The organism is bacterium (genome assembly GCA_024224155.1).
Taxonomy (GTDB): Bacteria; Acidobacteriota; Thermoanaerobaculia; order Multivoradales; family JAHEKO01; genus CALZIK01.
In genome coordinates this window covers 1-12,835 of the sequence record JAAENP010000544.1, presented here as the reverse complement: position 1 = coordinate 12,835, position 12,835 = coordinate 1, and the positions used below count along the sequence as shown (strand labels likewise).

Annotated in this window: 10 protein-coding genes; 7 read left to right on the top strand and 3 right to left on the bottom strand. The window is 63.7% G+C overall.

The annotated features are described in order from the left end of the window. A partial coding sequence (locus GY769_25185) for a radical SAM protein (GenBank protein ID MCP4205218.1) occupies positions 1-1,023 on the bottom strand: 1,023 nt, incomplete at its 3' end. Positions 1,024-1,379: 356 nt separating this feature from the next. Between GY769_25185 and GY769_25180 the strand changes: the two genes are divergently transcribed. The 6 genes from GY769_25180 to GY769_25155 all read left to right on the top strand — a co-directional run bounded on the left by GY769_25180 (position 1,380) and on the right by GY769_25155 (position 9,053). Continuing rightward, positions 1,380-1,862 carry a hypothetical protein gene (locus tag GY769_25180; protein MCP4205217.1) on the top strand — a complete coding sequence of 161 codons (483 nt, stop codon included), beginning with the start codon at positions 1,380-1,382 and terminating at the stop codon, positions 1,860-1,862. Then, the gene (gene galE / locus GY769_25175; GenBank protein MCP4205216.1) at positions 1,844-2,833 is read left to right on the top strand and encodes a UDP-glucose 4-epimerase GalE; all 990 of its coding nucleotides are present in this window, start codon (positions 1,844-1,846) and stop codon (positions 2,831-2,833) included. Before GY769_25180 ends, galE begins: the two co-directional genes overlap by 19 nt. 2 nt (positions 2,834-2,835) lie before the next feature. Beyond that, entirely contained in the window at positions 2,836-4,134 is a 1,299-nt protein-coding gene (locus GY769_25170) for a glycosyltransferase family 1 protein (GenBank protein MCP4205215.1), read from the top strand. A 33-nt stretch (positions 4,135-4,167) separates the two neighbouring features. Beyond that, on the top strand, positions 4,168-4,824 hold the full coding sequence (locus tag GY769_25165; GenBank protein ID MCP4205214.1) for a hypothetical protein: 657 nt from the start codon (positions 4,168-4,170) through the stop codon (positions 4,822-4,824). Positions 4,825-5,610: 786 nt separating this feature from the next. Then, positions 5,611-6,744: a DUF21 domain-containing protein gene (locus tag GY769_25160; GenBank protein ID MCP4205213.1), complete on the top strand. Its 1,134-nt coding sequence runs from the start codon at positions 5,611-5,613 to the stop codon at positions 6,742-6,744. 332 nt (positions 6,745-7,076) lie between these two features. Continuing rightward, complete coding sequence (locus GY769_25155) at positions 7,077-9,053, top strand: hypothetical protein (protein MCP4205212.1); 1,977 nt, start codon at positions 7,077-7,079, stop codon at positions 9,051-9,053. 74 nt (positions 9,054-9,127) lie between these two features. Here the strand turns inward: GY769_25155 and GY769_25150 are convergent, their stop codons facing one another. Then, complete coding sequence (locus GY769_25150; GenBank protein MCP4205211.1) at positions 9,128-10,057, bottom strand: universal stress protein; 930 nt, start codon at positions 10,055-10,057, stop codon at positions 9,128-9,130. Then, entirely contained in the window at positions 10,054-11,010 is a 957-nt protein-coding gene (locus GY769_25145) for a universal stress protein (protein ID MCP4205210.1), read from the bottom strand. Before GY769_25145 ends, GY769_25150 begins: the two co-directional genes overlap by 4 nt. 636 nt (positions 11,011-11,646) lie before the next feature. On the opposite strand from GY769_25145, the gene nhaR reads away from it, so the two are divergent. Further along, positions 11,647-12,549, top strand: a complete 903-nt coding sequence (gene nhaR, locus GY769_25140) for a transcriptional activator NhaR (GenBank protein MCP4205209.1) — start codon at positions 11,647-11,649, stop codon at positions 12,547-12,549. Positions 12,550-12,835 lie beyond the last annotated feature (286 nt).

The following is a 12,835-nucleotide window of genomic DNA, read 5'->3' as shown; positions in this document are numbered from 1 at the left end:
GGTCTCTTGGAAGACGGAGGGATCATCTCCGTCAAAGCCGAACATAATGAAGCCAAAAACCGCGATGCCTTTGCGATGCAGTTTGTCGATAGCCTCTTTGAAGTACCGAACTCTGTTGAGCTTTCCCTTCCCCGCAGAATCGAGGTTCTCCTGACGGATGGACTCGAAACCGATGAAGACCGCCTCACATCCACTCCTTGCAGCAAGCTCCAGGAGCTCATCATCTTTGGCTATGTTGAGACTGGCTTGACTGACCCACCTGACCTTCAGGGGTATCATGGCCTCGAAGAGCCTCTTGGCGTACTTCTTGTCACAAGCGATATCCTCGTCGGCGAAGTAGACGTAGTGTAGCCCCGGGAAGCGGCGATAGGCCTTCGTCGCCTTGATCTCTGCGATCACGTTCTCGACGGGCTTCGTACGGAGAGTGCCGATATAGCTCGGCAGGGAACAGAAGTCGCAGTCAAAGAGACAGCCACGAGATGTCTGAACGAGATTGGAGCGGTAATGCTCGGTCTGCACAAGATCCCACCTGGGGATCACCAGTCTTTTCAGATCCGGTCGTTTCTCAGGCCTATACAGCCGTTTCGGCCTTCCTCTCTCGAAGTCATCGAGAAACACCTCCCATGTGTCGTCTGCTTCGCCGAGAAACACCGTGTCGGCGTGCTGTAATGCCTCTTCGGGGCACATGGTGACGTGGACACCGCCAAGGGCAACGTGGGCCCCCGCGGCTCTGAATCTGTCAGCAAGCCGATACCCCTCGGGGGCGTAGCAGGTCAGGAAGGTGATGCCGACGATGTCAACGGGCGCATCGAAAACGATGTCCTCGATGTTTTCATCGACTATACGGACATCGAATCCGGGAGGAGTCAAGGCGGCCAGAGTGGGAAGGGCCAAAGGGAGAACCCCCAGTTTGTGGCCCGTCTGCTTCTTGCTGGCTTTATTGATCAAGCTCGAGAAATAGACGAAGTCGTTCTGGCTTTCCTGTTTTGATGAGATGTCAGGTGCTACGAGTAGGATCTTCATGATTGCTCCCGGTCAACTCGCAAAAGAAGTGTGCAGCCGTCTCCTAGACTTCCGCTTGGAGACCGAGTGTCCGCTCTTCACCGGCGTCTCGACTGCGGAGTGCTCCTCCATCGCCTGTCCTCTCACAGGAGTGTCGTGGTCGTCGGGCGCTCCCTCGCCCAGGAACCTGATCGAACCTCTCGTCAATGGTGTCGGTATTGACCCAGATTCGGCGGCCCTGGATCTTCTCAGGTGTGCCCTTATCGAGGCGTTCTTTAGATTACGCCTGAGGTGACGACGGAGCGCCACCCGGAAAGGCGGGATGGGCCGTACCGCAGATCGCAGCGCTCGCCCTGATCCTCGTTCTCACCACTCAGGTGCCGGCACGGGCGGACGCTGGTCCGGCAAAAGGCAAGCTCCTGGTCGCAAGCGAAGACCTCTTCGACCCGAGCTTCATCAGGACCGTGGTACTGCTGCTCGACTACGGCGAAACTGGTGCAGTCGGAGTGATTCTCAACCGCCCGACCAGTGGTTCCCTGAAGGACCTGCTGCCGGACGCCGACTGGGCATCACAGAGCCCCGATCCGATCTATCTGGGCGGTCCGGTCGGCATCAACCAGGCCTTGATGCTGTCCAGCACCGGCCAGGAGTCCCCCGATCAGCCCTGCGCAGCCGGCTTCGCCGCCAACGCCCTGTGCCCCAGAAAAGAAGATTCCCAGTCCGAGGGCGGGCGCTCCGCGAGGGAGAAGTTGTACCTCCCTGGGGTTTCTGTGTACGGTGGGTCTCGCCGCCGTTCCGGTCACTCGATCGACAGCGGATTGGTAGAACGGGAGAACCAGCCATGCGCACTTTCCTCATAGTCGGCGGGGCCGGCTACATCGGCTCTCATATGGTCAAGGCCTTGCTGGAAAAGGGCCACGAGGTGATCACCCTCGACGACCTCAACACGGGCCACCGCGAGGCCGTGGTGGGCGGCACGTTCGTGGAGGGCGACCTGGGAGATCGGGCTGTCTTGGATCGGATCTTCGGTGACCTCGCCGTCGACTGCGTGATGCACTTCGCCGCGCTGAGCCTCGTCGAGGAGTCGGTCCGGGAGCCGCTCGCCTACTACCGGAACAACGCCGGCAAGACGACCAATCTGCTGCTGGCGATGAAGGAGCACGGGGTCGACCGATTCATCTTCTCCTCGACCGCCGCCATCTACGGCGAGCCGGAGCGGATTCCGATCGCCGAGGAGGATCCCACCGGCCCGAAGAACCCCTACGGCCGCTCGAAGCTGTTCATCGAACAGATGCTCAGCGACTGCGAGGCGGCCCACGGCCTGAGATTCGCCACGCTGCGCTACTTCAACGCGGCCGGCGCCGACCCGTCCGGACTGATCGGAGAGGATCACTCGCCGGAGACGCATCTGATCCCGATCGTCTTGCAGGCGGCACTGGGCCAGCGGCCGCACGTCCAGATCTTCGGCACCGACTGGGACACGCCAGACGGCACCTGTTTGAGGGACTACGTCCACGTCAACGATCTGGTGGAGGCCCACCTCCTGGCCGCAGAACATCTGATGGACAACGGGAAGAGCATCATCTGCAACCTGGGCTGCGAAACGGGCTATTCGGTGAAGGAGATCATCGAGGTAGCTTCGAAGGTCACCGGCCGCCCGATCGAGGCGATCGACGCGCCCCGCCGCGCCGGCGACCCAGCGCGCCTCGTCGCCTCTTCCGAGAAGATCCGCGCCGAGCTCGGATGGCGCCCTCGCTTCGGCGACCCGGAGGCGATCCTGCAGACGGCCTGGAACTGGCACTGCAATCACCCGCACGGCTATCGGAGCTAGAGATGCGAATCGTCTGGGTCTCCCCACACTGCTGGCCCGACCACATACTTCGCGAGGACGGACTCGGGAAGAAGTCCCAGGGGGGGCAGACGGTGGTGATGTATCAGGCCACCATCGCGCTTGCCGAGGCCTTCCTCGATCTCCAGGTCGACATCTACGCGCGTTACGAGGACGGCGACAGCGTCGAGATCGACATCCACCCGCGCGTGCGGATCATCCGCCTGCCGCTCGGGCCCACCGATCGCTATCTGCCCAAGGAGGAATTCTGGGGCCCTCCGATCGAAGGGTTCGTCGGCGAAGTCGCCGCCTATGCCAAGGCGCGCGGACTGCGCTACGACCTGATTCACGGGCACTACGCCGACGGCTGGTACGTCGCGCATCATCTCGCCAAGCGGTGGAAGGTGCCCTTTCTCTGCGCCACCCACAGCCTCGGAATTCGCAAGCGGGACAACGCGCTGCGCATGAAGGAGGGCACCGCGGAGGAGCTCGACGAGAAGTACAGCTTCAGCGCGCGCATCCAGCACGAACAGGCCGCTCTCGACGCGGCCGACTGCATCTGCCCGCTGACCATCGAGGAGGGGGCCTATATCGCCGACAAGTACGCCGCAGATCCGGCGAAGATACGGGTTGTCAACAACGGGGTAATGGTCTCCGACTTCTATCCGCCCGACGAGCAGAAGCTCGTTGCGCTCCGCTCCCGCCTGAACCTGGGCCCGGACGACCTCCCGGTGCTGCTGATCGCGCGGCTCGACCCGAGAAAGGGGCAGCGGGAGCTGATCGAAGCTGCGCCCCTGGTCGTCGAGCAGGTCCGGCGCGCCAGCGCGAAGAACGTCAAGTTCCTCTTCGTCGCCTGGGTGGAAACGGCTTTCTCCAGGAGTCTCGAGCGCCGCGTGGATGAGCTCGGCATCCGCGAGCACGTCATCTACCACCCGCCGGTGCTCAACAAGGAGATCGCAGCGTTCTTCTGGGCCAGCGCCGTCTATTCGCTGTCGTCGAGCTACGACATCTTCCCCATCGTGATGCTCGAGGCCATGGCTTCCGGTCTTCCCGTGGTAGCCACCAAGAACGGCGGTCCGAGCGAGATCATCAGTCCCGGAGAAGAGGGCTATCTCGTTGAGCCGACGGACCGCGAGGAGCTGGCCGCGGCCCTCGTCAAGGTGCTGGCCGACGAGAAGGAGCGAGCCCGCCTGGGCATGAACGCCCACCGGAAGGTGGTTGCCCGGTACACGTGGGCCCGAATCGCCGAAAGGATGATGGGGGTCTACCGGGAAGTGCTGCCGCAAAAGCGCGTGGGCGCCTAGCACCCGCCCCTCGGATTCCAGGAGGCTCGCCAGATGGAAGGAGACAAGCTTCTCATCAAGCCGGGGCACACCCTCGTGTCGCGGAAGATACTCGGGGTCATAGGACCGGAGATCGAAGCCCGCGGCAAGTACACGATCTCCGTCGGGGGCGAATCCGGGGCCGGCAAGTCGGAGATCGCGTCCGAGATCGCGCGGCTGCTCGAAGAGCGCGGCACGCGCGCGGCGATTCTCCAGATGGATGACTACTTCATCTTCCCGGCGAGAACAACCCACCGGATGCGCACGCGCAACATCGACCAAGTGGGCATGTACGAAGCCCGGCTGGACTTCATGGAGTGCAACCTGCGCTCGTTCAAGCGCGGCGACCCGGACATCTACAAGCCGCTGTCGATCTACAACGAGGACCGCTTGACCACCGAGGTGATGCAGGTGGCCCATCTCGATGTGCTCATCGCCGAGGGCACCTACGCCACCGCGCTCGACTTTATCGATTGCCACGTGTTTATCGATCGCGATTATCACGACACCCGGGCCGATAGGGAAGCCCGCGCCCGGGACATCCTCGACAAGCTGATGGAGAGCATCCTTGAGCGCGAACACCGGATCGTCAGAGAACACAAGAAACTGGCCGACATCATCGTCGACAAAGACTTCACCGATATCGAAAAGGGGAGATCGGCGCCCGAGTAGGTGTGCCTGTACCTGCAATGAAGGCGACGCTGCCTGCCGCCCTAGAGGTGCCATGGTCTTGGCGCACCGTCCCCTTGGAGGTGTACGATTGAAGAGGTGGAACAGATCCTCGCGACCCGGGAAGGGCGGGAGGTCAGCAATGCAGTGGCGTAGGAAGCTCGGCGAGCGCGTCGCTGCGGCGAAGCAGAAGGCACACTCGGTCCCTTTGCCGCCAATGGTTGTCACTGAGGATAGTGCAGTGGGATGGGCCGCTGTCGAAGATTGGAATCAACCAAGAACCGGACCTCGGAGGCATGGGTTCGACTCGGCGGAGTTACTTCTCAATTTTCTCCTAGGGAAGCGGTTCCGAACGCGAGACGATTTCAGGGCTCGAATGCGGGGCAGGAGCGGATTTGTATTCCGCGGACAGAGCGACGCTTCGTGGTCGCTAGTACCCTCTGCTTTCCGACCGGGGCGACTCGACGAGTACGCTCCACAGCTTCCGGGCCCTCCGCCATCGGACGAAAAGGACTACAAGAGCTACATCGGGTGGCACGTTAACGCTGAGCTGCGCTCTGTTTTTCTCTTCATGGAGAACGCGGATCGTCTAGGAATTCCTACGCCCCTTGAGTACCAAAACGTCAGTCAATACAGAGAGATGGTCTCGGCACTCATGAACGGCCTCAAGACAGACCTGTCAGCTCCGTTTCCACTGTCAGGAGGCCACCTTTATGGGTCTTTAACCCGCAAGGGTGCGATGACCTCCCGTCAAGCAAAGATCGAGTAAGGTCTAGGGACATGCGCCGCATGCCATTCCCCCTGCTGATGATGATCGGGGCTCTGGGGGTCGTCGTTGTCGCCTCGGCAGCGGGTCCGCCCACGGGCTCAGGCGAAGGAACGGCGGAGGCCCGATACCTGGTGTTGATGATCGTCTATGCCGGCGTCGCACTCGTGTTCTCGTTCCTCTGCTCGGTCGCCGAGGCGGTGCTACTGAGCGTCTCGCCGTCGTTCATCGCCCACCTGCGGCAGCAGGGAAAGCCGCTGGCCGACCGCCTGCAGCACATCAAGTCGAGCATCGACCGCTCGCTGGCCGCCATCCTGACCCTCAACACGATCGCCCATACGGTCGGGGCCGGCGGTGCTGGCGCCGAGGCCGCCGTCTACTTCGGGGAGCGCTGGGTTGGGCTGGCGATGGCAGTGCTGACACTCTTGATTCTGTTCCTTTCAGAGATCGTTCCGAAGACCCTCGGCGCCGTCTATTGGCGGAGACTCGCCGCGCCGACGGCCGCTTTCGTGAGGATCCTCCTCGTGGTCCTTCATCCGCTCGTCTGGGTCTCGGAGCTTCTCACCAAGCTGATTACCCGGGGCAGGCCGGTCGACTCCTTCAGCCGTGAGGAGTTTGCGGCGCTTGCCGATGTCGGCGTCGAGCGCGGCCAGATCGAGGTCGAGGAGTCGCGGATCGTCAAGAACCTCTTCCGCTTCCGCGAGCTACGGGTCGAAGCCATTATGACTCCGCGAACAGTCGTCTTCGCCCTGCAGCAGGACCTGAGCATCGACGCCGCGCTCGCAGAGCACCCGGACCCTCCGTTCTCGCGAATCCCCATCTACCGCAAGGACCTCGACGACGTGCTCGCCTTTGTCCTCAAGGTCGACCTGATGCGCGATAAGCTCGCCGGACGGGGCTCACGTCTGCTTCGCGAGCTGGGGCGCGAGGTCCAGGTCGTCAGCGAGAAGACCTCGCTTGAGGTGGTCTTCGAGCGCCTCCTCGACCACCAGCTTCACCTGCTGCTGGTGCTCGACGAATACGGCGGTTTGGCCGGTCTGGTGACGCTCGAGGACATCGTCGAGACCCTCATCGGAATGGAGATCGTCGACGAGGTCGACGAGGTCGACGACCTCCAAAAACTGGCGCGGCAGAAGTGGGAAGGGCGCCGCCGGTAGCGGGAGTGAGCTCGAGCCAAACTACGCAGCCTCTAGATCCTCTCCAAAAAAGCCGTCCCCCAGCCGAGTCAGGAAATCCAGCGAGTACCGTCAGGGCCCTTCCTCGTAGCTCGACCCGCCGGCGAGGGCGTCGCCCTGCTCGACTAGGTCGTGCGCTGCGACGATATCGGGATGGGCGTCCTCGAGGTCGTCGATGAAGATGACGAGATCGAGGACCTTCGGAAGCTAGCACGCCAGCGGTGGGAGAAGAAGCGGCGAAGGCTGGAGATCGATCTCTGAGCCGTGGCTGCCCGGGTCAGGCTCCATCAGGTAATCCGCCATACTAGAGACCGATGGAGACCGTAGAGTTCCTCTCCGAAGCGGTTGTCGTTCTCGCCGCCGCCGTCGCGGTGGTGCTGCTCTCCGCCCGACTGCGCATCCCGCCGGTGGTCGGCTTCCTGATCAGCGGCATCCTCGTCGGTCCCTCGGGCCTGGCCCTGGTGCCGGAGACCGAGCAGGTCGAGATCTTCGCCGAGATCGGCGTTGTGCTGCTGCTGTTCGTCATCGGGCTGCAGCTCAGCTCGGCCGAGATGAGAACCCTCGGCCGCTCGTTTCTGATCGGCGGCTCCCTGCAGTGGGCGCTGACCACCGGGCTGACCATGGGGATCGTCATCGGCTTCGGGCTGCCACTGGCCCGCGCCCTCTTCATCGGCTTCGTGGTCAGCCTGTCGAGCACCGCGGTGGTTCTCAAGGAGTACCAGGAGCGGCGCGAGACGACGACGCCACCGGGCCGGGTGGTGCTGGGCGTGCTGCTCTTCCAGGACCTGCTGATCGTGCCGATGATCGCCCTCACTCCGGTCCTGTCGGGCTCGATCGAGGCGTCCGCCTCGAGCCTGACCCTGCGTTTCGGCGGTGGGCTGGCGGCGGTGGCCCTGGTGTTCTTCGTCGGCCGTGTCCTGATACGGCAGCTGACGCGGATGATCGCCGGCACCCGCATCCGCGAGCTCTTCGTCCTCGGCGCCCTGACCACCTGCCTGGCCATGGCCTGGTTCACGGCGCGTCTCGAGTTCTCCCTGGCCTTGGGCGCGTTCCTCGCCGGAGTGCTGGTCGCCGAGACCGAGTACAGCCATCAGGTGATCGCCGATATCGGTCCGTTCCGCGACCTGTTCGCCAGCATTTTCTTCGTCTCTATCGGCATGCTGGTCGATCTGCCGTTCGCTCTGGCCAGACTGCCGTTGCTCGTCGGGCTGGCCCTGCTCCTGGCCGTCGGCAAGGCGCTGGTGGCTGCGGCGGCGCTCAAGCTGGCTGGGTTCACGCTGCGCATCGCCCTCATCTGCGGCATCGGCCTGGCACAGATCGGCGAGTTCTCCTTCGTCCTCATGGAGGTCGGCCGTGCCAACGGCCTGCTGCAGGGGGAACGGTTCCAGATTCTCCTGGTGGCAGCGGTTCTGACCGTCGCCTTGACGCCCATTCTGGTGCGCGTCGCGCCGGCGGTGGGCACCCGGGTCGCCGCGCGGGCGCGCCGCCCGGACCCCGACGAGGGCTCGCCGGGGGGCCAGGCGCCCTCCGGCCACGTGGTCGTGGTCGGTTACGGGATGAACGGCAGCTTGCTGGCCCGGATCCTGCGAGAGACCCACATCCCCCACCTGGTAGTGGAGCTCGACCCGGACGCCGTGCGCCGCGCGCGCGGTGAAGAAGTGCCGGTGCTGTTTGGCGACGCAGCGCGGAAAGAGATCTTGGAACGGGCCGGTGTCCAAGACGCCAAGATGATCGTGTTCGCGATCTCCGACTTCAGCGCCGTAAGTCGCTCTTTGAAAGCGGCTCGAGAGCTCTCGCCAGACATCGAGATCCTGGTCCGCACGAGCAAGTTCAAGGAGATCGAGGACCTCCGCGAGGCCGGTGCGAACCAGGTCGTGGCCGAGGAGTTCGAGTCGGCGATCGAGATCTTCACGCGCGTTCTGACGGCCTACCACGTGCCGCGCAACGTGATTCGCGCGGAGACACGAGCCCTGCGCGGCGAGGCGTACCAGATGCTGCGGCACGCCCCGGTAGGCCAGGCCTTCGAAGCCGTCCTCGAGGCCCTAGAGGCCGGAACCACGGACATCTACCGCATCGTGTCGGAAAGCGGCGCGGCCGGCCGCACCTTGAGGGACCTCGATCTGCGGCGGCAGACCGGGACCAGCGTGATCGCCGTGGTTCGCGGCGAGCAGTCGTATCCGAACCCGTCGTCCGACCTCCGCCTGGAGCCCGGCGACTGCTTGGTCCTGGTGGGCGGCCACGAGGAGATCGATCGTGCTTTCCGGTTCCTCGATGGCGATCCGACGGCCTGACCCCTCGGTGAAGGGTTCACCAGCCAGCTCCCGCGCTACCCAAACGACCGAGGAGCCCGTGCTCAAGCTGCCCGCTATGCAGCGACGCTCGGCCTCGAGCCCGGCCGCTCGCCGAATCGCTCTGGCGTCCTAAACCCCTCCGGCTTGACGGCCAGGACGGAGCAATCGACTCGAGCCAAAGCGTCCTCGGCGGCGTCGCCGATCAGCACACCTGCCGGCCCGCTCCTCCAGACCGTTCCCATCACGAGCACATCGACCTCCTCACGGTGGGCGGCGATTACGTCCACGGCTGCTGCCCTTTCCAGGCGCACATCGTGCCGCACGCGGCTCAAGTCGCACCGCGACAGAAGCTCAGCGATCCGACGACGGTAGTGGCCCAGAGCGGTCGTCACGAGCCTCGGTGAGTTGTAGGAGGTCCAATGACCCAGGCAGTAGGCGATCCGAAGCTCGCTGTCGTCGGCTTCCGCCAATAGCGCCGAATGCTCCAGTACCCGCAGGCTCTCCCGCTGTCGCTCGCTCCAATCCTCACCCGCGTCCAGTGCGGCCAGTATCCGCCGGTGTCGGCCGTGTTCGACTTGCCTGTTCACCCAGACGGAGCACGGACAATCCTTCAGTAGGCGCAGATCGGTCCTCCCGAACAGCGGCCCCGGCCAACCTTCCTCCGTACCGGCGTTCAGCACCACAAGATCGTGTCTATTGCGCAGGACCTCGCGGATGAGCTCGGCGAACGGCCTGCCGATCAGCACCTTGACTCGGACAGCCACGCCCCGCCGGCAGGCCGGGGTCACCAGGAGATCCAACTCCCGCAGGCGAGCGGCAACGACCGCCTGTCGGGATTCGGGATCTCCCCCCAGCGTTGACCAGGGCCGATCCCGGCTCGGCAAGACATCCACTACCCAGAGCAACGCCTCATTCGAGGCGGCAAGCGCCTCGGCCCGCCGTAGCGCCACGTCAGCGCCGGGCGCCCCATTCGCGTACAGAAGGATGCTCTTGAGGCGTTTCATCGTGCCTCCGGGTCAGCGGGCGCGCGGTCAGACATCTGAAACCCAGGCAGCCGGATCGGCGAGACAAAGCCATCCGGTTTGACCGTCAGGAGCGAGCAGTCCACTCTCTCCAGCACCCCTTCCGCGGTGTTGCCGATGAAGAAGCGACGGACACCGGTGCGGCAAAACGTACCCATGACGAGCAGATCGATCCGCTCCTCGCTGGCCAGCTCTGATATCGCAACGGCGGGTCTTCCCGCAACAAGATGAACTCTTGGGTCCGGGCCGAGATCGTACTCCGCGAGGAACTCAGAGAGTCGCCGATTGATCTCGCTGCGCGCGGTCGCTTCCCACCTCTTCCAGACCTCCCCGGACGACCCCGGCGGTATTCTAGGAAGTTGCCACACGTGGACCACGTGCAACACGCCTCTCTCTAGCTTCGCCATGGAGGTCGCAAGCTCCACGATCCTTCGGTTGAGCGAGTCCTTCTCCGGATCGGCCGGATCCGGGTCGATGGCGGCCAGAACCCGGGTGAAGCGGTTCGCCGCATGCGCTCGGAGGACCCAGGTCGCACAAGGGCACCTGCGCATGAGCTGCATGGTCGTTCTGTCAATGGCCCCTTCGCCTAGGCTGCTGCCTCCTGTGGTAATCACGAGATCGTGCTCGGAACGTTGGACCTTCCGAGTGATCTCTAGGAAGGGCTTGCCGGCCGCGGGCTCCGTCTCGGTTTCGACGCCCCGCTCTTGGGCTACCGCCGCCAGACGAGTCAGCAATCGGCACCGGTCACCGCGGACCCGGGCGAGAATCCCAGGAGGGAGAATCTCCCGAAACAGCTCCGGTTCGTGCACGACATCGATGAACGTCAGTTTCGCCCTGTTTGCTCTAGCGAGGCTGAGTGCCCGCTCGAGGGCTCGCCTCGGGACCGGCCCATGGTCCAGGCCGGCGACGAAGAGGATGTTGCGGAAACTCTCCACACCGCCGGAGCTGCGCGACTCGGCGCCGGAAACATGTCCTCCGGTAGGCGGCAGCGGAGGAGGCGTCCAGCCCCGCCCAGTCGGGTCAGGGCGTCGCTCCGGCACGGGATCTCGGGCGCTTGACACTTGCTTCGGTTCCGCCGAGGCCCTTTCGGGTCAGGCGGCCTCCAATCTGCGGACTCTCCTTACACACGCTGGATGGGCTTCCTTCTCGCTCCAGAACACTCTTCTCTCCTGACTGCCGAATGTGAGATTGCAGACCGCGCAGTAGCTCGACGAAGTCAGGATCTGGAGCTCTGCCCCTTCGTAGTCGGACCGCGTGCTTGCCCTCGAGCGGTCCGCCCGCCCCCGGCTGGTGGATGCGTCCTGCCGTGCCATCGGTCACCTCTTTCCAGGATCGGTGCCTGTCGCTTCTTTCCCAGGGAGAGAGTACGAGACCGGGAAAGCCTAATCAATACCGTGCGATCGAAAGATTCAATCGTTTTTTCCAAACTATTGTTCGCGAGGTTCGGCTCGGGCCAGGATTGCAAGCTCGGACGAGCGCTGCACCAGCAGACGAATGGCGCTATCGAGAGGGATATACTTAAACCTCGACAGAAGTGTCGAGGTTTCGCTTCGCTTCGTACGAATGAACGAATGCCGGTCGACTTCCTCAACTTTCAGCACCTCTATTACTTCTGGATCGTAGCCAGAGAGGGCGGGATTTCGCGCGCCAGCGAGGTTCTCGATCTCTCACCGTCCACGATCAGCGCGCAGATCGGCCAACTGGAAGAGGCTCTCGAGGTGAAGCTGTTCCGCAAGGTGGGCCGGAACATTCGCCTGACCGACGTCGGCCAGATCGCCTTTCGCTACGCCGGACAGATCTTTGGGCTCGGCCGCGAGCTGACCCATGCTCTCAAAGGCTGGGATACAGAGGGTCCGTTCAGCCTCCAGGTAGGCATCGCCGACGCCGTACCGAAGCTGGTCGCCACGAAGCTCCTGCAGCCCGCGTTCACTGTCTCCCCGGAGATACGGTTGACCTGCCGAGAGGGCCGTCCCGAGCTCCTCCTCGCTGAGCTGGCGCTGCATCGTTTCGATCTGATTCTCCTCGACGCGCCCGCCGACCCCGGGTCCACTATCCGAGCCTTCAGCCGGCTTCTCCAGGACTGTGCTATCGCGGTGTTCGGGACTCCGGAGCTGTGTCGACAGCACGGTGACGGTTTCCCCGAGTCGCTCGAAGCAGCCCCTGTCCTCATGCCCACTCCCAACTCCTCCATCCGGAGAGCCTTCGGTCGCTGGCTGGAAGAGCAGGGACTCCAACCAAGGGTCGTAGGAGAGTTCGAAGACGGGGCACTGATGAAGGCTTTCGGCGAGATCGGTGCCGGGCTTTTCCCAGCGCCGTTGATCATCGCGGAGGATCTCAAGCGCCAGTATGGCGTCGAGTGCCTGGGCTCACTCGAGGGCACCCATGCGCGCTACTACGCGGTCACCGTCGAACGGCAGCTGGAGCACCCTGCCGTGCAGGCAGTCTGCGAGCCTGCCGGCAAAGCCGAGCCCTAAGTGGTAGCCGGCAACTCGGAGCAGAGAGGGCGAACGGCGAGAACGAGTCGAGAGGCAAGCCTGCCGAATTTCTCTCAGGTCCGAAGGAGCCGCCGACGGAGGTCGACCGCTACGCCGGCGGGGGCCATGGTGTCCCCAACGGGAGAGATTTGGAACACCGTTTTCGCCCAACTCGAATCCTTTAACTCACTGAGGGACATGAGCTTAGCCGCCTGAGGCTTTCGCCCTGACGCGTGATGACAACTGTCCGCATCGCCTCGGGGAGGTCCTGGACCGGACCGTCTGG

Coding starts and splice junctions, on each gene's coding strand:
- galE (MCP4205216.1), top strand. CDS start 1,844: ATGCGCACTTTCCTCATAGTCGGCGGGGCCGGCTACATCGGCTCTCAT.
- GY769_25170 (MCP4205215.1), top strand. CDS start 2,836: ATGCGAATCGTCTGGGTCTCCCCACACTGCTGGCCCGACCACATACTT.
- GY769_25165 (MCP4205214.1), top strand. CDS start 4,168: ATGGAAGGAGACAAGCTTCTCATCAAGCCGGGGCACACCCTCGTGTCG.
- GY769_25160 (MCP4205213.1), top strand. CDS start 5,611: ATGCCATTCCCCCTGCTGATGATGATCGGGGCTCTGGGGGTCGTCGTT.
- GY769_25155 (MCP4205212.1), top strand. CDS start 7,077: ATGGAGACCGTAGAGTTCCTCTCCGAAGCGGTTGTCGTTCTCGCCGCC.
- GY769_25150 (MCP4205211.1), bottom strand. CDS start 10,057: ATGAAACGCCTCAAGAGCATCCTTCTGTACGCGAATGGGGCGCCCGGC.
- nhaR (MCP4205209.1), top strand. CDS start 11,647: ATGCCGGTCGACTTCCTCAACTTTCAGCACCTCTATTACTTCTGGATC.